We start from the raw sequence: 23,773 nt of genomic DNA, 5'->3' as shown, positions 1-23,773 counted from the left end.
TCGCACCCTACTAAAACCGATTGCCAGCGTTATCTCAGCCATTACTTACCACTTTCCAAACATCTCGGTTTACTTCTTTTTTGAGGCGTATCCAACCCCTAACGGAGTTAATGAGGAATAGAGTTTCGGTACTACGCAAATCATCTAAGGTAATTAACTCTTCTCTGATTTTTCCCTCCTCTAAAAGTTGAGAACGAAACGTCCCCGGTAGTAAACCGCACTTGAGGGGAGGTGTGATTAGACCTGCGGGTGTATCGATCGCGATATTGGCGATCGTGGATTCGGTGATAACTCCATCTTGATTCCACAGAAAGACATCCTGATATTCGGGCTGCGACTCCAAAGCCATTGTATAAGGTACTCGGTAAGTTGTCTTGTGGTAAAGAAATGGGTTTTGAGAGTCGATCGGTTGGCGGGCAATTCCCACAGATGCACCGATTTTTAAGATACCGCTATCTAGTGTCTGAGCTTGTAATGTTATGTTTCCCTCAGAAGATATTGTTAACCGTATTTTTTGTTTGACTGACCCGCAATTCATACTTAATGCTTGTAAAGCTTTGCTTGTTTCTGTTAGCGATAGGGGAAAATTAAAATAATCAGCCGATCGCTCTAATCTTTGAAGATGTCTGTCTAGCAAAAAATAGCCGTTTTTGGCTTGCCATAAAAGTGATTCCAGCAATTCAAAGTTGGGCTGGTGTTGAATCATATTTGTGTCAATATAATGTAAATTCGGGAACAAGACAATTATTAGACCCGCGAAGCGGTCTGTTTGTGTAATTATATAGGAAGTTAACTTGAATTTATGTTGCCTAAATCCTTTAGATTTCAATGGCGCCTTGTCATCGGGCTGTTAATATTAACCTCAGCGCTCGCACCTCTAGCCCTCAACTACTACGTCCGATTTGTTACCCGCAACTACCGCCACAGCGATATAGCTAACGTGCCGGCAGAACCCATTGCTATAGTTTTTGGTGCCGGACTTTGGGAAGACGGCACTCCAAGCCCCATGTTAGCCGATCGAGTGCAAGCAGCCGTCGATTTGTACAAAGCGGGCCGAGTGGACAAACTTTTGATGACAGGAGACAATAGCACGGTCGATTACAACGAAGTCCAAGCAATGCAGGACTACGCCGAAGCCCAGGGCGTACCGATTAATAATATCGTTCTCGATTATGCCGGATTTAGTACCTATGAAAGTTGCTACCGGGCGAAAGAGATTTTTGGCATAACGAAGGCTGTTTTAGTTACCCAAAACTTTCACTTAGCCCGCGCTGTTTATACCTGCCGCCGGTTGGGCGTAGAGGCGATCGGCTTAGGAACGCCGGATTGGGGCAAATTTCGCCAAAAGGGCATGATTCGCTACAGTTTCCGCGAATTTTTGGCAGTCATCAAAGCGCTTTGGGAAGTGCGTGTTACCCGTCCAGAACCGACTTTTTTGGGGCCGTTTGAAGGAATTCAAGAAAAGTGATAAGTGGTCTGTTGAAAACTTTAGTCCTTGCTTTAAGGACGAAAGTCTTCACTAAAAACGGATTTTCTTACAACTAACCGGACATCATGTAAGTCCGGGAGTTGTAAGTTTTGAGTTAAACAAAACTTACAACAAAACTCACAAATCATAGCTTCCCCGTTGCGGTAGTGTTCCATAACTTACTCGCGTTTGGAAAGTCCTGCCAGCGACCAAGTTAGACTCACCATCATTAAGCGTGCTAGAGCCTTCAAACCATCTTCACCGTGATTTTCAAATGCTTGAGACTCGGTTTGAGAATTATCATTTTCTGGCAAGTCTTGAGGGGCTGCTGCTGGTTCTTCAAACTCCGCTTTGTCACAAGATTCTTCAAGACTGACTTGTGACTGATGATTTTCTTTTTCTCTCATTTTATGAGTCACCTCCTTGAGTTACTGCATACATAACCCATACTACAAATATAAATTGTTTGTTTCCGGCATTTGGCGATCGAAGTTTTCTTACATGGCGATCGTAATCAGCAAGTGACGTGATACCCATCACTTAATTGTTATTTTTACTTACTAGCGATGTTTTCACAAATCTGCTACAGTTAATACCTAACAATCAATGTGACGCTCAGTGACATCAAATTGAAACTAAGCCTCGGAAAACTCAGAATAAACTAAGAAAATAAAGGTGTAGAGCTGATGGGAATTTATCTCGATACTGCAATTGTAGCAGAAGCCGCATGGGCGAGCCAGTTCGGCTGGCTTTCGGGAATTACTACTAATCCAACCCTCCTGGGAAAAAGCGATTTATCTCCCGATGTGACGCTCACACAACTGGCGAAACTTATTCCGGGGGAAGTGTATTATCAGCTAACTGCATCTGATTTTGATGGCATGGTAGCAGAAGGAAAAGCGGCTTTTGAATTAATTGGACAGCAAACAGTTTTGAAAGTTCCAGCAACGGCGGCTGGTTTTCAAGCAGTAGCGCATTTGTCACCGGAAATTCCTTGCGCGGTGACAGCTATTTACAGCGCATCACAAGCAGTTGTTTCAGCACAAGCGGGGGCCAAATATGCGATCGCCTACGTCAATCGCGCCACCAGATTGTTAGGAGACGGTTTTGCCTTAGTGCGGGATATGGCAAATGTGTTGCAGAGAACTAATACGGAGATTTTGGCAGCTAGCATTAAATCGCCGGAAGAAGCGGTAAAGACTTTGTTAGCTGGCGCCCATCATTTGACATTGCCTTTTGACGTGTTGCAGGCGATCGCAGTTCACGAACTTTCGCAGCAAACTGTTGATGAATTTGCCAAAAACGGGCGGGGAATTAGTTATTAGATTTTGCAACACAGAAAACTTGATTAATTCTTGAGCAAGTATCATTCGCTCGCTGACTGCATATGAGTTTGGCTATTTTGTCTACTGTTGGTAACATTTGTTGATAAATATGGCTTTTATGAACTCAAAGTTATGACTTTTATGAATTGACTTTGAGAGCTGCTTATTGAATAATCTCAATCAACCGCACGGCATCTCCAAACTTGTACTCTTAAATGTCAGGGCTTATGACCATTACTCGCGTCTCTGTAGACTCAGCAGGCAATCAGGGGAACAGGGACTCCTATCAACCCTCCATCTCAGCCGACGGGCGGTTTGTGTTTTTTACTTCTGATGCCTCCAACATAGTGCCGGGGGATACTAACAATACCTTCGACATCTTCGTGCGGGACACGCTCACCAATACCACCACCCGCGTCTCTGTAGACTCAGCAGGCAATCAGGCGGACAGTAACTCCGGCCGCCCCTCCATCTCAGCCGACGGGAGGTTTGTGGCGTTTCTTTCTAATGCTTCCAACATAGTGCCGGGGGATACTAACAGTAGCTACGACGTCTTCGTGCGGGACAGGCTCACCAATACCACCACCCGCGTCTCTGTGGACTCAGCAGGTAATCAGGCGAACATGGGCTCCGACGGCGCCTCCATCTCAGCCGACGGGCGGTTTGTGGCATTTCTTTCTAATGCCTCCAACCTCGTGCCGGGGGATACTAACAATAGAAACGACATCTTCGTGCGGGACACGCTCACCAATACCACCACCCGCGTGTCAGTAGATTCAGCAGGCAATCAGCAGAACGGTAGTAGCTTATTCAACGCGCCCTCCATCTCAGCCGACGGGCGGTTTGTGGCGTTTGATTCTAATGCCTCCAACCTTGTGCCGGGGGATACTAACATTAGGCGAGATATCTTCGTGCGGGACACGCTCACCAATACCACCACCCGCGTCTCTTTTGACTCAGCAGGCAATCAGGGGAACACTGACTCCTACAGCCCCTCCATCTCAGCCGACGGGCGGTTTGTGGCGTTTACTTATGGTGCCTCTATCCCCGTGCCGGGGGATACTAACAGTAGCGGAGACATCTTCGTGCGGGACACGCTCACCAATACCACCACCCGCGTCTCTGTAGATTCAGCAGGCAATCAGGCGAACTTTCGCTCCTACAACGCCTCCATCTCAGCCGACGGGCGGTTCGTAGCATTTTCTTCTGATGCCTCCAACCTCGTGCCGGGGGATACCAACCCTGAGACAGACATGGTGGGGAGAGACATCTTCGTGCGGGACACGCTCACCAATACCACCACCCGCGTGTCAGTAGACTCAGCAGGCAATCCGGGGAACAGTTCCTCCGATAGCCCCGCTATCTCAGCCGACGGGCGGTTTGTAGCTTTTGATTCAAAATCCTCCAACCTCGTGCTGGGGGATACTAACAATACAGACGACATTTTTGTTGTTGACACCAGCAGCACTCCAAACCTCATCAACGGCACCCCAGGCAACGACAACCAGACTGGCACCAGTGGCAACGATATCATCAACGGTTTGGAAGGTGATGACGTGCTGACCGGTTTGCGGGCTTCGGATATCTTAAATGGCGGTTTGGGCAACGATACCCTCAGCGGCGGCAAAGGTTCTGACAATCTCAAAGGCGGTTTGGGCAACGATATTCTAGTCGGCGGCGCGGGCAACGATGTATTTGTTTTAGGTGCGGGGTTAGGAGTTGATACAATCTCTGATTTCACTAACTCTCAAGATACCTTGCAATTAATGAATGGCTTGACCTTCGGACAGCTATCAATTTCCGCTGGAACTAACAGCACATTAATTAGAGTAGCCAGCAGCGGTGAAGTTTTAGCTGCTTTGACAGGCGTTGCTCCCAATTTTATTGGCTCTGAAGATTTCGTCTCGGTCTAGAGATGGTAAACTGTCCTTTGTTAAATCACTTTTACTCAGGGAACATGATTAAACTTGGCAAACTATCCCTCGCATTAGTAGTCACATTTATTGCAGTTTTGCAACCCGCATTTACCGCTAATTCACAAGAAAGCAACAGCGAATTTAGCAAACTTCAATCCTTATTAGAAGCCAAAAAATGGTACGAAGCAGATCAAGAAACAGTTTCTCTGATCCGCAACAACCCCGCCAATCTGTCTTGTCCGAACCTCCGCGCGATCGATCGGCTGTGGATGCAATCGAGCAACGGCAAATATGGATTGACTCCACAGTTAGAGATTTGGCAGAAAGTCGGCGGTTCTAACTGTCGCACTTGCGAAGGTCAAATTCAAGATTTTAGCAAGCAAGTAGGATGGAACATGAGCTCGCAAGTAAGTCCTATACCAGGGGAGTTTCCAGCCCAGTATCCAACTGTTGCTTCATTAAGCTGGCAAAGTTATGTGGACAGCGATAAAAGCATAACTAGGTACAGTCTTTTTGCGGGCGCGCAGACATGGCAAGCGTGGAGGGTTACAGAATTTAACCTGTTTTCTACTTTTGCCAATTGCGGCAAGTAACAGTTGTAGGGCGGGCAATGCCCAGACTTCCACGTCGGAGTCGGGATGGGATTTCTCGCTCGCCTCGACTCTTCAATCTAAAATCTAAAATCTAAAATCTAAAATAGTAGGACTATGGCATTCGCCAAATCTTAATAGTGCGATCGGGACTGCCACTCACAAAAGTCTTGCTATCTCTGGAAATAGCCACAGAACTCACAAACTGACTGTGACCAGAAATACTGCTTCTTTCTTTTCCTGTCTTCAAATCCCAAACTATAATATCTCCGCCCCCGCTGATCAAAGTGCGGTTGTCCGCGCTAAAGGCGATCGTCCTCACCGAGCTCGAATGCCCTTTTAAAGTGCGGGTGCCCTTCCCGTCTTGCACGTTCGACAAACGGATCGTATTGTCGGTGCTAGCACTAGCCACAATTTTCCCGTTCGGGCTAAAAGCCACAGCAGTAACCGGGCCCCGGTGACCTGTGATAATTCTTCTGACTTCTCCGGTGCCGAGATTCCACAAACGCACAGTCTTGTCCTCGCTCCCGCTAGCGAGAGTTTTACCGTCCCGGCTCACAGCGATCGCGTTTACTCCTCCGGCGTGGCCGCTCAAAGTCCGCAACCTGCTGCCGGTTCTGACGTTCCACAAGCGAATAGTTTTGTCATCGCTGCCGCTAGCGAGAGTTTGACCGTCCCTGCTAAAAGCGATCGCCTTGACGGCGGCTTTGTGAGCGGGAATCGTCCGCATCCGTCGCCCCGTCTTCAAATCCCAGAGAATCACATTATTGTCGCCGCCGCCGCTGGCCAAAATCGAGCTGTTCGGGCTCACCGCCAGCGTGTTGACCGATTTTTTAGAATGCACCGAATTGAGAGTCCGCACCAGGCCTCCCGTCCTCACATTCCAAATTCTAATGGTCCCAAAGCTTGCGCTCACCAAAGTTTGACCGTCCGGGGACAGGGCGATCGCATTCACACTCCCGACATTATCCAAACTTCTTTGCAAAAACTGAGTGGTAGGTAAAGTCGAAAGCAGCCACACCGGGTTTGCTGGAAACACCCCGTAACGCAGCGAACCGTAAATTTGAGAGGCGCCAATACTCACCATCAAAACAGCCGTGCCCGCCAGCAACTTCTTTTTCCAATCAAAAACATCTTTCTCGGTCTTGTTCAATCCCGAATTCAGAGGTCTGAGGCGGTTCTTGGAACTCTGCTTCTTCGCCCCAGTCTCCCCGGCAGTTGCGCGAATTTTAGTTTGCCCCGTCGTCGGCAACTGAGTGGGCAACTGAGTTTCCCCGCCGTCGAGATTAATTTCCTCCAAGCACTGCAAAACCATCTGGGGACTTTGAGGTCGATTGCCCGGAAAAGGCGCCATCAGGTAATCGATCACATTAGCCACGGGGTCGGAAACTTGAGGAGCTCCTTTGCGCCACATCAATCTGCCCGTGCGGGGATTTTCTGGAAACGCAGTCGGTGGCTTTCCAGTCAGCAAATAAACAAAAGTGCGCCCCAGAGCAAAAAAATCTGACTGCGGAACAGCCTTGCCATTAGTTTGTTCCGGCGGCGTGTAGCCTGGAGAAACAATACCAGTCACATTTTGTCCCTGGCCCACCTTAGCGAAATAAGTCCCCGACACTTCCCTAGCAGTCCCGAAGTCTATCAGCACTAACTGCCCGTTGGGCTTGCACATAATATTGTGCGGCTTGATATCCCGATGAAAATAGTTGAGTCGGTGAACTTGGTCTAAAATTTCCGACAGTTGTTTGAGCCAATTCAGAGCTTGTTCTTGACTGATCGGGCGGCCCCGATGTTTCAGCCAGTCTTGCAAATTGGCCCCAGCAATTTTCTCCATCACCAGACAGTGAAAAGACTCTGTGCTGTGAGCTGGCGTAAATGTAAAATAACCGTCGCGATCGACTTTTGGAATACCTGGATGTCTCAGCCTGACCAATACGTCGGCTTCTTGCTTAAAAAGTTCTACAGCTTTGGGATGGTCTTTGAGCAGGACTTTTAGCACTTTTCGGGCGCCGTTGTCGTCCACTTCAAATGTTCTGCCAAAGCCACCGTTTCCGAGAGGCGTGACTAGCCGATATCGACCTTCCAACAAAAGTTGAGACCCGCAGTGGATACACACGGATTTGCCAGAGTTGGCTGGATCGGAGGGATTCGGGCATTTGGGATTGAGGCAATAACTCACAGAAGCCACATAACCCTGATTGAGGTTGCTCTATCAAGTTTTACTTGGACACTGCTCTACAAAACTTGGCTAAACTTATCTAAGCTTCACCATTCAACTAGAAGTATTTTCTAGAGGGTCTGATTCCTGCTTCTGCCAAGAGAGTCGGCTCTTACTTGTCCACAGGCGTAAATTCGGGTGGAGCAGCACCCTATTTTTGAAGTCTGTACAACTATTTATTATTGTGGAAGCTTTTAGCCCTTCTTTAACCATTATTTTCAACCAATTTAACGAATCGTGGTATCCCGTTCGACCTTTTTATAGGCTGGTCAGTTTTAAATCGACCGTGGTTTACTGCTACACAGAACTTGGCTAAACTTATTTAAGCCTCACCATTCAATCAGAATTACTCCTGAAGGGTCTGTTTCCTGCTTCACCCAAGGGAGTCGGCTCTTTCTTGTCCACAGGCGTTAATTCGGGCGGAGCAACGCCCTAATGAATTAATTTTAGTTGAAGCTTGTAGCCATGAGTCATCCACTATTTTCAACCAATTTAACGAAACGCGGGATCCCGTTCTACCTTGTGACAGGCTGGTCATTTTTGACTTGCACGCTCGGTTTACTCTCCCAGATAATTAAGCCTTTTTTTCGGCATTGATTTAATCATACCGCCCAGAATGTTAATCAGTCAAGTTAAGTATGACTAACTTTGGTGAACTTTTTGGCTATGCAAGTCCAACTCAGTTTTCAACTACTTATGACGATCGTAGCACACCTAGTAAAAGACTCATGAGCACCCTTGATTGAAATCTTGCAGCGTCTCTGAAGTCAAGGGAGGTTTGAGTCTCGCTTGACTTCAGCATCCCGTGTTTTTTATAACCGGGGACACTGCGATCTCACGATCGGGTTGAGGCCAAAGGTTTTGTTGTTTGTCACAGCCGATCGAGGTCACAAATCCCTGATGAGAGCACATAATGTACAAACACACCAGAACTAATAACAAGAGAGCAGCCACATTTCAATTGTACGATCGCAACCACCATTCTCGAAGAAATAAGTGAGAGTGGGCGAGGGGGAGAGTGCGAGAGTGGGAGAGTGGGAGAGTGGGAGAGTGGGGGAGTGAGGGAGTGAAAAAATCTGCCTTCTTCCCTCTTCCCTCTTCCCTCTTGCTTCCCGATAAGAAAGCGTTTTAAACAAGTCCCTCAATTACCGGATGGAAGTAGAACGCCAGCGCCAAAACCGTATAAGCTGCCAACAGCAAAGTACCTTCGAGCCAGTTAGAATTGCCGTCAGAACTGATAGAATTGGCGATCAGCACCGACACCGCAACCGCTACAAGTTCAAACGGGTTGAAATTCAAGTCCATCGGTTTGCCCAAGACAAAACCTGCCAAAACCAACACCGGGGCAACAAACAAAGCAATTTGCAAACTCGAACCCACGGCCACAGAAACCGACAAATCCATTTTATTTTTCATCGCCACCGTCACCGCCGTCGTATGTTCGGCCGCATTGCCAATAATCGGCACTAAAATCACCCCGGTAAACAGTGATGTCAGCCCCAAACGCGCCGTCGCTTCTTCGAGAGTACCCACCAACAGTTCCGACTCGACAGCTACCATCAGGGTACAGGCCAACAGTACCCCAATCCACAGCGGCAGATTGACTTTGTGGTCAGGACTGTCTGGTGCTAAGTTATTTTCGGCTAAATCTTCCAGCATTTCTATTTCTGCCACCCCTGCATCGTACAGATAACTGTGGGTTTTCATAGAAAACAGCAGCGTCAGCACGTAGACGACAATCAGCACTACAGCAACAGCGCTAGAGAGGTTCTGCATAGTTGCCGGAGGGATGCCAATAGAGGTGGCATTAACTGCCGTCGGCACCAAAATGGCAATCACGGCTAAGTTCATCGCTGAAGCATTCAACCGGGCGACTGTCGGCTGAAAATCTTGTTCTTTGTAGCGCAAGCCACCCAGCAGCATCGCCAATCCCATCACCAGCAACAGGTTGCTCATAATTGAACCGGTGATGCTGGCCTTGACAACATCTATTAGTCCGGCGTTGAGGGCGACGATGCCGATAATCAGTTCCGTGGCATTTCCAAAGGTAGCGTTCAGCAAACCCCCCAAATTGGCACCGAGGACGACGGCGATTTCTTCGGTGGCCGTCCCCATCCACGCGGCTAGGGGGATGATGGCTAAAGCCGAGGTGACGAAGATTGTGGAGGGTTCCCAGCCGAGAAAGTGTCCGGCGATGGAAACCGGGATAAATAACAGCAGACTGGAAATTATTGTATTTGTGTTTAGCATTTAGATTCTCAAAAGCTGCCAACCGTCAATCATAGCCTGTGACCAAATGAAAAAAAGGGTAAGGGCTTGGGATTTGGGTGTTGGCTTAAAGCTGGGGGTGGAGGATGGGGCGATCGCTGCATTGCCGCTTCCACGGATGTGACAAACTAAGAGAGGGATTTGTTTAGCCGATCGGTTCAATGGATTTTTGTATTCTACCCGCTCGATCGCATCAGGTTCCGCATTGTCTTGAGAGCAAAGTTGACTATTTCTGGGCGATCGTTTTTTCAGATATTCGTTCAGTGATATAATCTTTAAATATTGCCATTCTGCAAGTATAGCTATACATAATACTTAGGACTGCTTCAGCCATGCCTCTACAAGAAGAGATTGACAAAACAAGGCAAGAAATTCGGACAGATAGCTACTCAATGTCTATTGGCGAGTGGATCAGTCTTTATGAGAAGAAGGAAATCGATATTCACCCAGATTTTCAAAGGTTTTTTCGTTGGTCGGATTATCAAAAATCCACTTTTATAGAATCAATTCTTTTAGGTATACCGATTCCACCAATTTTTGTCAGTCAAAGAGATGATGGGATTTGGGATGTGATCGATGGTTTGCAGAGACTGTCAACCATATATGAATTTGTCGGTATTTTGAAACGAGACAATCAAGAGCAAGATACATCTTTTGTTGCCTTACAAGAAACTACTTATTTGCCTTCTTTAAAAGGTAAAAAATGGGACGCTCCTGACGATAAAGAGAACTCTTTAACTCAGGCACAGCGTTTATTGATTAAACGAGCCAAAATCTCCGTCAATATTGTTGAAAAAGAAAGTGATGAAATGATTAAATATGAGCTATTTCAGCGACTGAATACAGGAGGAGCGATTGCGACACCGCAAGAAGTAAGAAATTGCCTTCTTTTAATGTTGAATAAAAATTTATATAATTTAATGCGTTCACTTGCCGATCGGGAGTCATTTAAAAGCTGCATTGCTTTGAGCGATAGACTTTATGAAGAACAGTATGATATGGAATTAGTATTGCGTTTTATTCTTTTCTTCGATCGAGATTATGCAAGTATTCAAACGCTGGGCGGTGATGTTAGCGAGTTCCTAACGGCTAGAATGCGTGAAATGGCCATTAAAAAAGATTTGGATAGCAGCCACATAGAGAGAGCGTTTGATGTGACATTCAATATGCTTAATGAAGCTATGGGAGACGATAGCTTCAAGCGATATAAATCGGAGAATGATAAATTCCTGGGAGGCTTTCTCTTATCGGCATATGAGGTGGTAGCACTCGGAATTGGATACAACTATCAAAATCCAATTCCAACAGACCAATTACCTAATCGTATAAAAAGTATTTGGTCAAATCAAACTTATAAAAAGTGGTCGGGAGCTGGACTGAATGCAGCAAGACGCTTACCGTATCTTATTCCGCTTGGTAGAAAGGTCTTTTCCCCTTCATGAGCATCCGAACAGCGGAACAATTAAGCGATAGATTGGCAACGGATCTTGCTTGGCGAAAGAAGGAACTGTCAGAAATGAAATCTTTGATAGAAGCGAAAAATGTTTCTGACCAAAGACATAAAGTATTAGTTCGGAGTGGAGTATGTATTCTCTATTCCCATTGGGAAGGTTTTGTCAAGCTAGCAGCCAACTCTTATCTAGAATATGTTATCTCAAAAAAGCTTACGTATCAGGAGCTTTCTAGTAATTTTTTAGCTTTGGCCATGAAAGACAAACTTAAAGAGGCAAAAGAGACACATAAGCCATCATTGTATATACCTGTTTGTGAGTTCTTTCTTTCCGAATTAAATCAGAGATGTATCCTACCTAAAGATGTAATATCTACTGCATCGAATTTATCTTCTGAGATTTTAAAAGAAATAACTTATATTCTCGGAATTGACTTTTCAATATATTCTACTAAATCGGTATTAATTGATACCAAGCTTTTAAAGACAAGGAACGAAATTGCCCACGGTAATTATTTGGTGTTTGATAGGGAGGAATATCTAGAGCTACACAGAGAAATTATAGGAATGCTCGATATATTTCGTACCGAGATAGAAAATGCTGCTATTCAGGAAAAATTTAGGCGGGATTCACCTTAGATAATGACAACAGGAGCCAATAATTATCAGCCATATCAAGAAAACTAGATTTTTTCAAAAAAGAAATCGATCTGAAAGCTGCAAAGTGGCGCTCATCTCATTAAAATTATGATATTGGAAGTGGCAATTATTGATGCTAAGCCTAATATGACTGGAGCAACATAACATATGAGTGATATCGGTCTCACACACATCGCACTGCCCGTTTCTGATGTCGATCGCAGTATTGAATTCTACTCCAACTATGCTGGAATGCAGGTCGTCCACCGCCGCATTGATGCCAAAGCAGGTGTTGCTGTGGTCTGGCTTTCTGACTGCACTCGCCCTTTTGTAATTGTGCTAATTCAAACAGACTCCGTACATCCCGTTCTGTCTCCCTTTGCACACCTCGGAGTAGGTTGCAAAAGCCGCGAATATATGGACGAACTCTGTGACAAAGCACGTCAAGAAGGCGTACTGCTTGAGGAACCAAAAGATGCTGGATATCCGATCGGCTACTGGGCTTTTTTGCGAGACCCGGACGGTCACACGCTGGAACTATCCTACGGGCAAGAAATCGGATTTACAGTGGAGAAAGCTACTTAAAGTTATAATAAACAAATCGCCCTCCAAACCCGATCGTTTCTCATCGGGAAATAGACTGGAGAATCAAGTCAGGAACCTCAGCCTAAAGGCATGAGGCTTGGAAGAGAAATCTAACAAGCCGTTCTGACCAGCCTTGCGTCCGCAAGCGGACTATGTTTTTTGAGTCACGATACCGGAGAATGCGTAGCTAGTTTTCCGCTCTATCGCTCAAGGTTAAACAGTTCTAAGGTCACGCTTTACAGTGCTTTGGGCCTAACAAGCTCACTAAACTTTGACCGACAAGCTAACGTTACCCAAAAATGGGATGGAGACAACCATATCTCCAATGGAGGGGCAACCATACCCCTGGGCTCCGAAAGGGGTTTTGATTTAATGTAAAGCCGTCCTGGAAGGACGGGGTTTCTAACCCAGCAATTTTGATGACTGCAGCAATCATCGCACCACCCAGAAAAGAATCACCCCTTCTGTTTGAGGGACTCACTTGGAGAGAGTTCAAAGCAGTTGAGCAATTGTTAGACCGTCCAGGATATCGACTTTCTTTCCTGGATGGAGTTTTGGAGATTAAACTAATGCCTGGAGAACCCCACGAAACCGTTAAAGAAAGAATTGGTGCATTGTTGGAGCTTTACCTGCTGATGGCGGGGTTTGACTTTACTCCAACTGGCTCAATGACTCTGGAAAGTGAAACGGGTAAAGTCAAGCGAGAGGCCGATAAATCTTATAAACTTGCTCCCGGTCGTAGGCTACCCGATTTGGCGCTCGAAATCGTGTTTTCCAGTGGCGGGCTCGACAAGCTGGAGGCATACAAGCGGCTGAAAATTCCTGAAGTGTGGTTTTGGGAAGATGGATTGTTAGAGGTTTATCACCTGCGGGGAGAGGGGAATACACTTCATTATGAAAAGGTTTCCAGTAGTGAGGAGGTGAAAGGGATCGATTTGGATTTGTTGTTGCGCTGCATCAATATGGTGAATCATGTTGATGCAGTTAAGACTTTTCAACAGGCACTCCAAAAATAGCTGGGATTAAGAGACTTCTCCAAAAAAGCAGGTTTTGAACAGGCAGGATGCCTGTTCCACGATAATTATGGGAGATGTCTAATAGATCGTCGCGCACCCTTTAACCACCTCTGTTCGCATCTCAATATCCGCAACAAGCAATGAAAAATACCAAATGACACAAGTTGTAATTGTCGGATCGGGGCCAACTGGTGCGGCACTTGCTTTGCTGCTGGTAAAACGAGGTATTCGCACAACATTGATTGAGGCTGCAAAAGATTCGTATCGAGTGTTTCGCGGTGAAGGGTTAATGCCCAGCGGATTGGATGCGATCGCCCAAATGGGTTTATCCACTATCCTAGAAGGTGTTCCACACCGACAAATTGATGCCTGGGAGTTCGTTGTGGGCGATCGGCAACTATTTCGAGTTGATGAGCCAATGGGGTCAAATCGACCTTGTACGCTGGTATCGCAACCGCCTTTGCTAGAAACACTAATTTCAGAAGCTCAGTTGCATCCAGAGTTTGAATTTATCTCAGGTGTTCCCGTAAAAGATTTACTGTACAGCAACGATCGCATTGCGGGTGTAAAGCTAGGAGATGGGCGAGAGATTCCTGCTGCACTTGTGATTGGTACAGATGGTAGAAACTCGGTTGTACGACAGCGTGCAGAATTAGAGTTAGTAAAACAGCAGAATAGTATAGATGTTCTGTGGTTTAAACTTGCCGCTCATCCTCGGTTTGTGGCGGATAATGTATTTTATTCCATCCTGAATGGCGGTAGCGGATTCAGTGTCTTTCATGGGGCAGAATCAGGAAAACTTCATCTGGCTTGGGTGCTATCGGCAGATGACAAAACCGATTGGAAACACACAGACTGGGCAGAAACTTTCGCATCGCGATCGCCTGCGTGGATGGCAGAACATTTCCGCAACTGTGCGGATACGATCGAATCTCCGATGCGATTATCTGTTGTGGTTGGTCGCTGTCCGCGCTGGCATCGACCAGGAATCATACTTTTGGGGGATGCTGCACATCCGATGTCTCCGGTTCGCGCTCAAGGAATTAACATGGCGTTACGCGATGTAATTGTTGCCGCCAATCACCTTGTACCTTTATTGAAAGCAGGGGCTAATTACGAGGATATTGACTTAGCATTATCGCGGATTCAGGCAGAACGAGAACCGGAAATTATTCGCGCCCAACAACTTCAAGCACAAGAAGCGTGGAAAGGTGAACAACTGCGAAACAATGTATTTATACGTTTATTAATGATGCAAATTGCTCCCTTTTTGGGTAAACAAATTCAACAATTTTGGGTTAAAGGACAGTATGAATTGCGCCAAGGAGTAACAGAGGTAAAATTGGTTGTGTGAAAAGAGGAAATTCCAAATTAGGAGAAAATTGTATGCGATCGACAACTCTCAAAGGACCGATCGGCACTATTCACATCATCGAAGCCAGCCGCCCTGTCACCGCTGGGGAGTCGGAACCGCTGCCGGTGGTGTTCGTGCACGGTATGACGGTTTCTGCGAGCATCTGGGATGCCCAGCTTGCTCATGTCGCCGGTACCCGACGGGCGATCGCCCTTGATATGCGGGGACACGGTGATTCTGCACCGCCGGAGGACGGCAACTATGCGCCCGCCTCCTGTGCAGCGGATGTTTTCGCGGTACTGGATGGGCTGGGACTCGATCGAGTGGCGATCGTCGGGCACAGTTTCGGTGCTTGTATTGCCCTCGCCACAGCAGCAGCCGCACCGCACCGCATCGCGCAGTTGATCCTGGCAGACCCACCTGGAGACTTTACCAAGGTTCCTGCAGAGGTGTACGAACTGATCGTCCCCTTCCAGAGGGCTCTGGAGACGGAGGATTGGCGCGCTGCTGTGGAAACCAGCTTCAACGAGGCACTGACAGGAAGCAGGGCCCATACGCGCGATCGGATTCTCGCTTGGTTGGCTGCGACTCCACAGGATTGTCTGTTTGGAATGTATCGCGAGATGTTTGCTTTTGACGCAGTGGATGCTCTCGATCGCTACCTAGCAGCCCCTGGAACACGGGCCCACGCCATTATTGCTCCCTCAAACAATTTTCCCTTCAGCCTCCACATCCTCCGTCCCACACTGACGACAACTACGATCGCCGATACTGGACACTGGCTGATGCTGGATGCGCCAGAAGCCTTTGCTAGGGAACTTGATATCTGTTTGGAAGGTGTTTAATATATAGCCTTTCTCAGTAGCATGAGGTGTTCTTGGGCATTGGGCATTGGGCATTGGGCATTGGGCATTGGGCATTAGGCATTGGGCATTGGGCATTGGAAGAGTACCTTACTTTCCTGAGAACCGCTATAGATTTCGACAAAATCTGTTAGTTTTACCACAATTCATCGAGAGTTAAGTTGTGGGGGTTTTTGAGGATGAAGGCGTTGTTGTCTTTGATTAAGTCACCGCTACAGAGAATCGGTAAGCGTTCTTGATAAGCTTTAATCGCCAGGATATAATCTTTGTCTGCAAGTGAAGTTTGAATTTTTTGCAATTTGGCAACTACAAGGCCGATGAGAGTAATTTCACCACTTAATTTTTGGGTATTTGGGGTGTGAATTTGCATAACAATTCCCTGAATTATCGTGTTGGGAATGCGGGTAAGCAGTTCGCTTAAAATTTCAATCTGAGGGCGATTTTCTGCGTTTTCTAGGGTTTGAATTGCTTGGCTGATACGCGCTCCATAATCTCGGAGATTTTGCCGATTAGGTAGCAATATTTCTAATTCTTCTCCGTCGGCTGTTGGTTTGTGCCAAAGTGTGGCATTATCTAAGAAAGGTTGGTCTTGATGCCAGCCGTGAGTTTGTAAGTAATTTCTCAGTTGATTTAGCTCGATGGTTTCGAGAGTTTGGCGATCTTTTACGGTGAATTTCATGGTTGGACTCCTTGGCTCATTCCCTCCATAATTGACTGAAGGGCGGCGACTGTGTGGTGAATTGAAATGTTGAGATGACTGGAAGCTACTTGTCAATAAAATATTATCGCGAACATTTTAATCAATCCCTCTTTAAAAATGTTTTTTTGTAAAAGGTGAGGGTTAGTAACTATAAGTTCATTCACAAGCATAATTTACTACTTCGTCCCTGTACGAATCATCTTGAAACCATACACATAAATATCAGGAAACCCGTAACGGTTTTCTTTATGGCGCCATTTAGCCAGACCAATTTCAGTTAAAAAACTGGCAAATTCATCAAAATCAGGATATCTTTCCTGTGCGCTTTTCTCCCATGCGTACTCAAGTAGTTGTCTGCTAGGTAAAGCGGGAATACCTTCTAAAGCTTCAAAAAATTGACATAAGTCAGGATATTCTTGTTTAATTGCATCACAACGTTCATCTGATGCCTTTTCTAAACCAATTTCCAGAGATGCTCCCCGAAGTAAACGATCACTAGGAGCCTTAACTGATGTTTGTCCCTTGTAAGTTAGCTCATGCTCTTTTGCTCCTTGAAGCAAGGCACTTAAGCTGCGGGGAAAGGCAGTACCATTTAAGTCTGATAAACGTTCGTAAACCCATCTATAAACATATTTAGCTTTTTTTCCTGTTCTTCGACGTATTCCCCACAATAAGTCTAGGGCGCGGTTTAAGGTTTCTTCATTAGCATTATCAATATTTTCAACAGGTGAAGAACGATCTACTAAATCTTTAAAATCTCGTGCTTGCGTGGCTTGGCGAAGGGCTAACCGCAAGAAATCTACCCTTGTCCACTTCAAAAAGAGATCGCGTCCATTGAAGTGACTTTTATTGTCAAAGTTCAAACGATTCCAAATGTCTTCTCGCAGAAATATTTTAAAGCGAATAGATGTTAAGCGACGGGCATCACAAGCTTGAATAAGTTGAAATAAACCACTTAAAGCTTGCTGTCTAACTCCCTCTCTTTCGGGGAAGTCTTCATCTAAATCGTCGTATAAAAGCCAAAGTGTTTGATTTTTCTCCCGTTGCTGTTCGTTCAGAATATCTAAGACATCCGGCAAAACAAGTATCAACTGTGAATCAGTTGATAATTCAATTAAGGCTTTAGTATGTTCAGCCTTCCAGTTTTCTTCCGGCAGTCCCTTCAATATGTTGCGTAGACTTTCAAATTTAGGTTTTTGACTCCCTTTCTCCGGCAGTTTTAAATAATTTTCTTGATCTACTCGAAATATCAGGTATGCTCGCCAAAATGCCTCCCAAGTTCCCTCATTATCTTTTAAATTTCGCTGGATAATTTGAAATTCGCTGCGTGTTGGGCGACTGGTCTGGGATGCACCATGACCGGAGAGGAAGATTACAGAATCTAATCGGCCACGAGCTAGCTGTCGAGCCTTATCCTCATGTTCTAATAAAAGTAAATAAAGAGCCGTTTTCCCAGTTCCTTTTCTACCTCGAATGAGGCAAGTTGTTTCGTCTAAAAATTTGTCAAAATTAGGAGTTTTCTGAAATAGACCCAGAAGATTTGAGCTGGGATCAGCAGCATTTAAGGCTGGGAATTGAAGGCTTTCAATAATTTTCCAGCGTTGTTCTGTATCTGTTGCTGCTAGAATTTCCTGTGAGCGAATTTGAATAGTTTCTTCATCTATTAAGTTAGCAATTCGATTGTAGTAATCCAACAAACCTGTTACAGGATGATTATCGGCTAGAGCAATTGATGGCAGGTAAGGAACAATTAATGGTTCTGCTATTTCAGATTGAGACTCATCTGAGTCATCACCATTTTCATTCAGTTCATCTTGATCTATTTCGCCCTCAATGACTTTGCGTAAAAGCTGCCAAACCTCTGTAACTTTAGCCGTTCCACTATTGCTGATATCAGGAACAGGTGAAAACACAAAGTTGATTGATAGCTTGCCAAAAGAATTGAGTGATTTTAGGAGAAGATCAATCCCTTGCCGATTTTGCTCGTTCGGAAACAAAAAAATAATTGCCTCATCAGCAGCTTGAAGTAGAGATAAAGCACCCCATTCATTAATTCCGGTACGCGAATCTACTAAAATAACGTCTGGTTTTAACTGCTCTTGAATTTCTCGACTAAAAATAGACCAGAGAGTTTCACCATTATCAAGAATAGTAGTTGCTCGAAGATCATCAACTTTAGAAATGTAATCAAGACTTAAAGAACCCGCAGGAACAATGAAGAGTCTTCCTGTAGCATCCGGTATTGTAACTTCGCCAAATATCTTGGTGATTAAAACATTTGGTTCTAACTCTTCCGGTAGATAGGATCGTTCATAAAAATAATCTACAATACCGAATTCAGGTAGTGGTTTTAAGCTAAAAGCTGTACTTAAACCTGGTGCTTCTAAATCTAAGTCAACAGCCACAACTTTTCGACCGCGCATAGCCAAAATCCAAGCCACATGGGTTAAGGCAGTGGTTCTACCGACTCCTCCCTTAAAAGAGTAGAATGTTATTGTTCGAGGAATGCGGGGTTCAGGTTGAGGGGATTGAGATTGATTTTGAGGATTTGCCGCCCACAAAGCTAAATCTTGCCAAGTTTGTACTGAACTTCCATTTGTAAGCTGGGGGGCTGACAAATCCAAAGATCTTGCTTCTTCTACTGTATATAAAGAAATAAAACCTGGGGATATTTTAAATTTATGAAGGATGCGATACACTTGCTCTTTTCGCTGTGGGAAAGATAATTCTTTAAAGCGATCACTTATAATCGTTAAATTCAGAAGTCCAGAAGTTGAAATATTTATGTCAGTCCATTCCTGCGGAGTCTGTACATAAATGTCCGTAAGCTCCCGTTTAAGTGATACTTGCCAAGTTTCCTGCATATCTGTGTCCTCAAAGTTTAGTAGCTTGCGTCTGTAACCAACCTATGAGACTATTATATGCTGATAGCCACTGCTTATAGTTTGGCTCATCCGATTGACTACTAGAGTAGCGCATATCTATAAAATGTTGATTGTTGGGATTTTCAACTGTGTTAAGCCATTTCATTACTTGTGGAAACTTTTGCACTCTATCATGAAGCTTATTATGCCGCTTCAAAGCATCTTGAAAACTATGTCCCGGATTAGTAATTGTGTGTTTAGGATTGTTAGAATCAGTTTTCCATTCTCGCTTTGCACTTTTGGGCAGGGAAGCTAAAATCATCGCTTTTAGTAAACATTCTATGGTAATGCCTCCGAAGTGCATGGCGGCTACTTTTCTGTCGGAGTGACAAAGTTTTTCAGTATCCATATGACGTTCTAAAAAAGCAGCTTGGTAATCTTCCATGTTTGCGAAAGGTTTGGTGAACTTGGTAGCTGTAACAAATAAATATCGCCTTTATTAGATGATTACCTAGATATTGAGCCAGCGACATAAAAAGTCAAGTTGGCTACTTCATTGGGTCAATTATATCATTTTTAGGATGACAAGTTGAGCGAATAAAAAAATAATTATTATTTAAACAAAGGTCAGATGGAGCTGGCAAAATATCGTTGATATGGCTTGATGTTTTCATTGTTTCGTCAGTAGGGACTTGCAGTATTTACAGTCAGGGAATTAGATAATACAGTATAACTAATTTCTGGATTAGTCTGATACTTTCCTCCGCAATGTCTGCGATCGCCCCAAAAACGTCCCAATCAGCTTTCGGCAGGACGATAGCAAGAGTACAGCAACCGGGTGCAGCAGACCCCTCCTTCGCCGTCAAATGCAGCATCTTCTCGTCCAAACCCTCCTCCTCCTCCTCCAATGCCTCCGCCTCCGCCCCCACATACCTCTCAGGAGTTAAAACATAACACTTACCGTTTTGCTTTTTTCTTGCCTTTTGACTCCGCACCAGTGTTACAACTCTTCTGGAAAGTACATTTGCAGCAAATCTGCCCCGCCCTAACCCAACCAACCTAACTTCTCCAGAAATTAGGTAAAAAGCACCTAAAGTATGATGCGAAACTCGGGCAATACTCTTATTCTATAAATTCATCGGGCATTAAACCGATATCCACAACCGCTAAGATTTATTGCCAAAAATTAAATCTTTCCGGCGAAAAGTTGCTATTTAATGAATAAGACTTTACAATCCAGCAAGGTAAATGAAACTCTCAATGAGCAGTGCTGCAAGCACTAACCCGAAATGGGTCGCAAGTGCCAAAAAGCAGCAAAAGCTACATTTTTTAACTCTTTCAACAGCAAAGCATTGGCAAAAAAACCAGGGATCGACGGTTGGCATCTTGGAACGAATGCTTTGCTCGCAATACTACAAATGTATCAAAACTTGTCTGCCAAATTTAGCCCTAACCGATGCCTAGCTGTAACTCTTGCTGCGTAAGGTTTCAGTTTCTAATTAGGCTGGTTTTATTGTCTTTAACTACTTGAGGATTCGATCGCATGATTTCGTCTACAACTCAATCCGATGTGCTGCCTTTGCCTTCGCCAACCGTAACGGCTGCAACCCAAACCAGTGTGGCTGCAGCAACTGGGGTGTGCGTGACGGTTCACGGTCACTTTTACCAGCCACCCCGGGAAAACCCTTACCTGGACGCGATCGAACGCCAAGCCAGCGCCTCTCCCGCCCACGACTGGAACGAACGCATTGACATCGAGTGCTACCGCCCGAACGCCTTTGCCCGCATACTTAACGATCGCGGCGAAGTCACGGGGATCGTCAACAACTACGAGTATATGAGCTTCAACATCGGGCCCACCCTGATGAGCTGGCTCGAACGCTACGACGCGGAAGTCTACCAGCGGATTCTGGAGGCCGATCGCAAAAGCTGTCAGCGTCTCAACGGTCACGGCAACGCGATCGCCCAAGTCTACAATCACATCATCATGCCGCTGGCTAACGAGCGAGACAAATACACCCAAATTCGCTGGGGGATCGCAGATTTTCGCTCCCGGTTCAATCGCGATCCCGAAGGAATGTGGCTCGCCGAAACCGCCGTAGACTACGCCACCCTCGAAGTTTTAGTCGCTGAAGGCATCCGCTTCATTGTCTTAGCCCCCTCCCAAGCCGAACGCTGCCGCCCGCTAATCGGGCAAAACCACGAAGGGGAACATGGGCAAAATTCCGAATGGCACGAAGTCGGCGGGGGTCAAATCGATCCGACACGCCCGTACCGCTGCTATTTGAAGCCGGAAATGCGATTGATGGCTGACCACCAACTCTCGCCACTGAGCACTCACCATTTTGGCCGCAGGCACTTCCAAAATTCCGAAGCCCCACCTGCCAACACTCCCTACATCGATATCTTTTTCTACGATGGCCCGATCTCGCGGGATATGGGCTTCAACGACGTTCTCAGCAGCAGCCACCACTTGGTGGGGCGCTTGGGTCAAGCAGTACGGGGAGACCACCGACCGGCTCAATTAATCTGCGTGGCGACGGACGGCGAAACTTTCGGCCACCACAAACACAGTACGGAAAAATGCCTCGCTTACGCCTTCACAGAAGAGTTTCCCCGTCGAGGCTGGACGGTGACGAATTTTGCTCATTATTTAAGTCAAAATCCGAGCGCTTGGGAAGTGGAACTCAAACCGGTGACGGCCTGGAGTTGTTCTCACGGGGTCGATCGCTGGCAAGATGATTGCGGCTGCGGTGGTGGTGGCGAGTGGAACCAAAAATGGCGCCGCCCTCTGCGGGATACTCTCAATTGGCTGCGCGATCGACTGATTCCGATTTACGAAGAAGCAGGGCGCAAGCTGTTGAGCGATCCCTGGAAAGCTAGAGATGAATATATTGAGGTCATCCGGGATCGATCGCCCGCTAACGTTGACAGTTTCCTCCAACGCCATCAAGTGCGCCCCCTCGATGCCGGAGAACAGGTGGATGCCCTGCGACTGCTGGAAATGCAGCGCCACACCCTGTTAATGTTCACTAGCTGCGGCTGGTTTTTTGAAGAAATCTCGCGGCCCGAAGGCGTGCAAATTCTGCGCTACGCGGCCCGGGCGCTGGAATTGGCGGGCGAAGTTACCGGCGTGCAGCTAGAAAAGGATTTTGTCGCTCAACTAGCCCTCGTACCCAGCAACGTTGACTATTTCCAAACAGGGGCCGAAGTTTACCGCAAACTTGTGGTGACAGCCCAAATTAGTCTCAGACAAGTGGCAGCCCACTACGCGATCAGTTCTCTGTTTGCCAAATATCCCCGCGAACAGCGAGTTTACTGCTATCAGGCCCTGCAGGAAGATTTCCAAATTCAGCGCATGGGCTCGATGACTCTGGCTGTGGGTCAATTGCAGTTAACCTCGGAAATTACGCGGGAAACAGAGGTTTATGTGTTTGCTGCGTTCCACCTCGGCGGCTGGGACTTCCACTGCTGCATTCAGCCTTTTGGCAGCCGCCGATCTTACACTATGCTGAAAGAGCGGTTGTTTGGGGTTATGCAAGAAGCTTCGGCGGCCCACGCCATTCTGGAAATGGTGCGGCTGTTTGGGGATCAGTCCTTTAGCTTGCGGGATTTATTCGCTGAGGAACGCCACCGGATCGTGCAGTTGCTGAGTCAGGAAAATTTGACTCGGTTGGATCAGCTTTACACTCAGGTTTACCGCGAAAATTACGGGGTGATGATGGCTTTCCACCGAGACGAGTTGCCGGTGCCGGTAGAGTTGCAGGTGGCTGCTGAGGTGGCTTTGGGACATCGCTGTTTGACGGCGGCTAAGGCCCTGGAAGTGGAAACGGAGGATGTGGAACCGTTGCTGGCCGAAATTGAGGCGATCGCCACTGAAAGCGGCCATCTCCGCTGTCGGTTGAACGTTCCCGAAGTCAAGGAAATTTTGGAAAAGATGGTTTGGCGATCGCTAGACAGGCTGCTGCAAGCAGGATCGGGCGCGGAGGATCGCTCGCCTGTCAAGTTAGAAGCTGATATCCGCACGATCGAGCGTTTGATTGCGGTGGGCGATCGGCTGAGTTTGGGTTTGTGTCTGGATCGATCGCAGGAACTGTATTTCGATTCTCTGTACAGTCAAATTGTGCCTCTGTGTTTGGGCTGGCTGCAACTGCAAGATGCCTCCGAGGGCGAGAGTGTTGTCGCTGCCGTTGCCTTGGGGATTGCAGGTTCCGGCGCCGGCTGGGACTTGTCTTCAATCCGGCAGTTGCTGGAGTTGGGTCAAACCTTGGCTGTTGATGTTGAGTGTTGGTTAAATCAGTTAAGTAAATAGTTTCTCGATTAGCCAAGGAAATCAATTCCCGCGCTTGAGAATCTGCCCGATCGGGGTTTAAATCCCGATCGGGCCTACGGGTTCAACCGAGAATCATCAACATTTCGGCTGACGTGGATCGTGGCTGGGGATCGAAGCAGCGACAGGGAACCGCCAACTTTGTTTAAGTTTTCGCTCTACTTGTGGGAAGATAAGAAGACTGGCGGCA

At 46.4% G+C, this 23,773-nt stretch carries 19 protein-coding genes; 11 read left to right on the top strand and 8 right to left on the bottom strand.

From position 1 onward, the window contains the following. Positions 1-34 precede the first annotated feature (34 nt). Positions 35-706, bottom strand: coding sequence for an aminotransferase class IV (locus QT990_RS01030; protein ID WP_333464811.1), 672 nt, complete (start codon positions 704-706; stop codon positions 35-37). A gap of 96 nt (positions 707-802) precedes the next feature. Here QT990_RS01030 and QT990_RS01025 point away from each other — a divergent pair, with 96 nt between their 5' ends. Then, complete coding sequence (locus tag QT990_RS01025) at positions 803-1,468, top strand: ElyC/SanA/YdcF family protein (protein WP_333464810.1); 666 nt, start codon at positions 803-805, stop codon at positions 1,466-1,468. A gap of 179 nt (positions 1,469-1,647) precedes the next feature. Here QT990_RS01025 and QT990_RS01020 read toward each other — a convergent pair whose 3' ends face one another. Then, complete coding sequence (locus tag QT990_RS01020; protein ID WP_333104712.1) at positions 1,648-1,875, bottom strand: hypothetical protein; 228 nt, start codon at positions 1,873-1,875, stop codon at positions 1,648-1,650. 279 nt (positions 1,876-2,154) lie between these two features. Between QT990_RS01020 and QT990_RS01015 the strand changes: the two genes are divergently transcribed. The 3 genes from QT990_RS01015 to QT990_RS01005 all read left to right on the top strand — a co-directional run bounded on the left by QT990_RS01015 (position 2,155) and on the right by QT990_RS01005 (position 5,302). Continuing rightward, positions 2,155-2,793 carry a transaldolase family protein gene (locus tag QT990_RS01015; protein ID WP_333464809.1) on the top strand — a complete coding sequence of 213 codons (639 nt, stop codon included), beginning with the start codon at positions 2,155-2,157 and terminating at the stop codon, positions 2,791-2,793. A 227-nt stretch (positions 2,794-3,020) separates the two neighbouring features. Then, the gene (locus QT990_RS01010; RefSeq protein ID WP_333464808.1) at positions 3,021-4,706 is read left to right on the top strand and encodes a calcium-binding protein; all 1,686 of its coding nucleotides are present in this window, start codon (positions 3,021-3,023) and stop codon (positions 4,704-4,706) included. Positions 4,707-4,750: 44 nt separating this feature from the next. Then, on the top strand, positions 4,751-5,302 hold the full coding sequence (locus tag QT990_RS01005; protein ID WP_333464807.1) for a GUN4 domain-containing protein: 552 nt from the start codon (positions 4,751-4,753) through the stop codon (positions 5,300-5,302). Positions 5,303-5,414: 112 nt separating this feature from the next. Here QT990_RS01005 and QT990_RS01000 read toward each other — a convergent pair whose 3' ends face one another. Both QT990_RS01000 and cax read right to left on the bottom strand, forming a co-directional pair. Then, positions 5,415-7,484 carry a serine/threonine-protein kinase gene (locus tag QT990_RS01000; RefSeq protein WP_333411594.1) on the bottom strand — a complete coding sequence of 690 codons (2,070 nt, stop codon included), beginning with the start codon at positions 7,482-7,484 and terminating at the stop codon, positions 5,415-5,417. Between the two features lie 1,158 nt (positions 7,485-8,642). Next, positions 8,643-9,764: a calcium/proton exchanger gene (cax, locus tag QT990_RS00995; RefSeq protein ID WP_333411595.1), complete on the bottom strand. Its 1,122-nt coding sequence runs from the start codon at positions 9,762-9,764 to the stop codon at positions 8,643-8,645. Positions 9,765-10,114: 350 nt separating this feature from the next. On the opposite strand from cax, the gene QT990_RS00990 reads away from it, so the two are divergent. The 6 genes from QT990_RS00990 (at position 10,115) to QT990_RS00965 (ending at position 15,671) form a co-directional block, all read left to right on the top strand. Next, on the top strand, positions 10,115-11,224 hold the full coding sequence (locus QT990_RS00990; protein ID WP_333411596.1) for a DUF262 domain-containing protein: 1,110 nt from the start codon (positions 10,115-10,117) through the stop codon (positions 11,222-11,224). Continuing rightward, positions 11,221-11,871 (top strand): MAE_28990/MAE_18760 family HEPN-like nuclease, encoded by a 651-nt coding sequence (locus QT990_RS00985; protein ID WP_333305877.1) that lies wholly within the window; start codon positions 11,221-11,223, stop codon positions 11,869-11,871. Before QT990_RS00990 ends, QT990_RS00985 begins: the two co-directional genes overlap by 4 nt. A gap of 168 nt (positions 11,872-12,039) precedes the next feature. After that, complete coding sequence (locus QT990_RS00980) at positions 12,040-12,456, top strand: VOC family protein (RefSeq protein ID WP_333411597.1); 417 nt, start codon at positions 12,040-12,042, stop codon at positions 12,454-12,456. A gap of 419 nt (positions 12,457-12,875) precedes the next feature. Continuing rightward, the gene (locus QT990_RS00975) at positions 12,876-13,472 is read left to right on the top strand and encodes a Uma2 family endonuclease (protein ID WP_333411598.1); all 597 of its coding nucleotides are present in this window, start codon (positions 12,876-12,878) and stop codon (positions 13,470-13,472) included. A 154-nt stretch (positions 13,473-13,626) separates the two neighbouring features. Then, entirely contained in the window at positions 13,627-14,826 is a 1,200-nt protein-coding gene (locus QT990_RS00970) for an FAD-dependent monooxygenase (protein WP_333411599.1), read from the top strand. Between the two features lie 32 nt (positions 14,827-14,858). Continuing rightward, on the top strand, positions 14,859-15,671 hold the full coding sequence (locus tag QT990_RS00965) for an alpha/beta hydrolase (protein ID WP_333138206.1): 813 nt from the start codon (positions 14,859-14,861) through the stop codon (positions 15,669-15,671). A 154-nt stretch (positions 15,672-15,825) separates the two neighbouring features. On the opposite strand, the gene QT990_RS00960 is transcribed toward QT990_RS00965, so the two are convergent. The 4 genes from QT990_RS00960 to QT990_RS00945 all read right to left on the bottom strand — a co-directional run bounded on the left by QT990_RS00960 (position 15,826) and on the right by QT990_RS00945 (position 20,248). Then, positions 15,826-16,368 carry a hypothetical protein gene (locus QT990_RS00960; RefSeq protein ID WP_333138208.1) on the bottom strand — a complete coding sequence of 181 codons (543 nt, stop codon included), beginning with the start codon at positions 16,366-16,368 and terminating at the stop codon, positions 15,826-15,828. 197 nt (positions 16,369-16,565) lie between these two features. Continuing rightward, positions 16,566-19,253 (bottom strand): ParA family protein, encoded by a 2,688-nt coding sequence (locus QT990_RS00955; protein WP_333138209.1) that lies wholly within the window; start codon positions 19,251-19,253, stop codon positions 16,566-16,568. Between the two features lie 10 nt (positions 19,254-19,263). Beyond that, complete coding sequence (locus QT990_RS00950) at positions 19,264-19,698, bottom strand: hypothetical protein (RefSeq protein WP_333138210.1); 435 nt, start codon at positions 19,696-19,698, stop codon at positions 19,264-19,266. Between the two features lie 262 nt (positions 19,699-19,960). Beyond that, complete coding sequence (locus tag QT990_RS00945; protein WP_333138212.1) at positions 19,961-20,248, bottom strand: hypothetical protein; 288 nt, start codon at positions 20,246-20,248, stop codon at positions 19,961-19,963. A gap of 548 nt (positions 20,249-20,796) precedes the next feature. Between QT990_RS00945 and QT990_RS00940 the strand changes: the two genes are divergently transcribed. Beyond that, positions 20,797-23,565, top strand: coding sequence for a DUF3536 domain-containing protein (locus QT990_RS00940; protein ID WP_333138214.1), 2,769 nt, complete (start codon positions 20,797-20,799; stop codon positions 23,563-23,565). Positions 23,566-23,773 lie beyond the last annotated feature (208 nt).

It is taken from the genome of Microcoleus sp. T3_B1 (assembly GCF_036700445.1).
Lineage (GTDB): Bacteria > Cyanobacteriota > Cyanobacteriia > Cyanobacteriales > Microcoleaceae > Microcoleus.
This window is presented reverse-complemented; position numbering and strand designations above follow the sequence as displayed.

Bases quoted from the DNA above. Each gene is read 5' to 3' on its own strand.
- QT990_RS00985 (WP_333305877.1), top strand. From the start codon at position 11,221: ATGAGCATCCGAACAGCGGAACAATTAAGCGATAGATTGGCAACGGAT.
- QT990_RS01020 (WP_333104712.1), bottom strand. From the start codon at position 1,875: ATGAGAGAAAAAGAAAATCATCAGTCACAAGTCAGTCTTGAAGAATCT.
- QT990_RS01005 (WP_333464807.1), top strand. From the start codon at position 4,751: ATGATTAAACTTGGCAAACTATCCCTCGCATTAGTAGTCACATTTATT.
- QT990_RS00975 (WP_333411598.1), top strand. From the start codon at position 12,876: ATGACTGCAGCAATCATCGCACCACCCAGAAAAGAATCACCCCTTCTG.
- QT990_RS00970 (WP_333411599.1), top strand. From the start codon at position 13,627: ATGACACAAGTTGTAATTGTCGGATCGGGGCCAACTGGTGCGGCACTT.
- QT990_RS00940 (WP_333138214.1), top strand. From the start codon at position 20,797: ATGATTTCGTCTACAACTCAATCCGATGTGCTGCCTTTGCCTTCGCCA.
- QT990_RS01025 (WP_333464810.1), top strand. From the start codon at position 803: ATGTTGCCTAAATCCTTTAGATTTCAATGGCGCCTTGTCATCGGGCTG.
- QT990_RS00960 (WP_333138208.1), bottom strand. From the start codon at position 16,368: ATGAAATTCACCGTAAAAGATCGCCAAACTCTCGAAACCATCGAGCTA.
- QT990_RS00965 (WP_333138206.1), top strand. From the start codon at position 14,859: ATGCGATCGACAACTCTCAAAGGACCGATCGGCACTATTCACATCATC.
- cax (WP_333411595.1), bottom strand. From the start codon at position 9,764: ATGCTAAACACAAATACAATAATTTCCAGTCTGCTGTTATTTATCCCG.
- QT990_RS00955 (WP_333138209.1), bottom strand. From the start codon at position 19,253: ATGCAGGAAACTTGGCAAGTATCACTTAAACGGGAGCTTACGGACATT.
- QT990_RS00990 (WP_333411596.1), top strand. From the start codon at position 10,115: ATGCCTCTACAAGAAGAGATTGACAAAACAAGGCAAGAAATTCGGACA.
- QT990_RS01015 (WP_333464809.1), top strand. From the start codon at position 2,155: ATGGGAATTTATCTCGATACTGCAATTGTAGCAGAAGCCGCATGGGCG.
- QT990_RS00980 (WP_333411597.1), top strand. From the start codon at position 12,040: ATGAGTGATATCGGTCTCACACACATCGCACTGCCCGTTTCTGATGTC.
- QT990_RS01030 (WP_333464811.1), bottom strand. From the start codon at position 706: ATGATTCAACACCAGCCCAACTTTGAATTGCTGGAATCACTTTTATGG.
- QT990_RS01010 (WP_333464808.1), top strand. From the start codon at position 3,021: ATGACCATTACTCGCGTCTCTGTAGACTCAGCAGGCAATCAGGGGAAC.
- QT990_RS00950 (WP_333138210.1), bottom strand. From the start codon at position 19,698: ATGGAAGATTACCAAGCTGCTTTTTTAGAACGTCATATGGATACTGAA.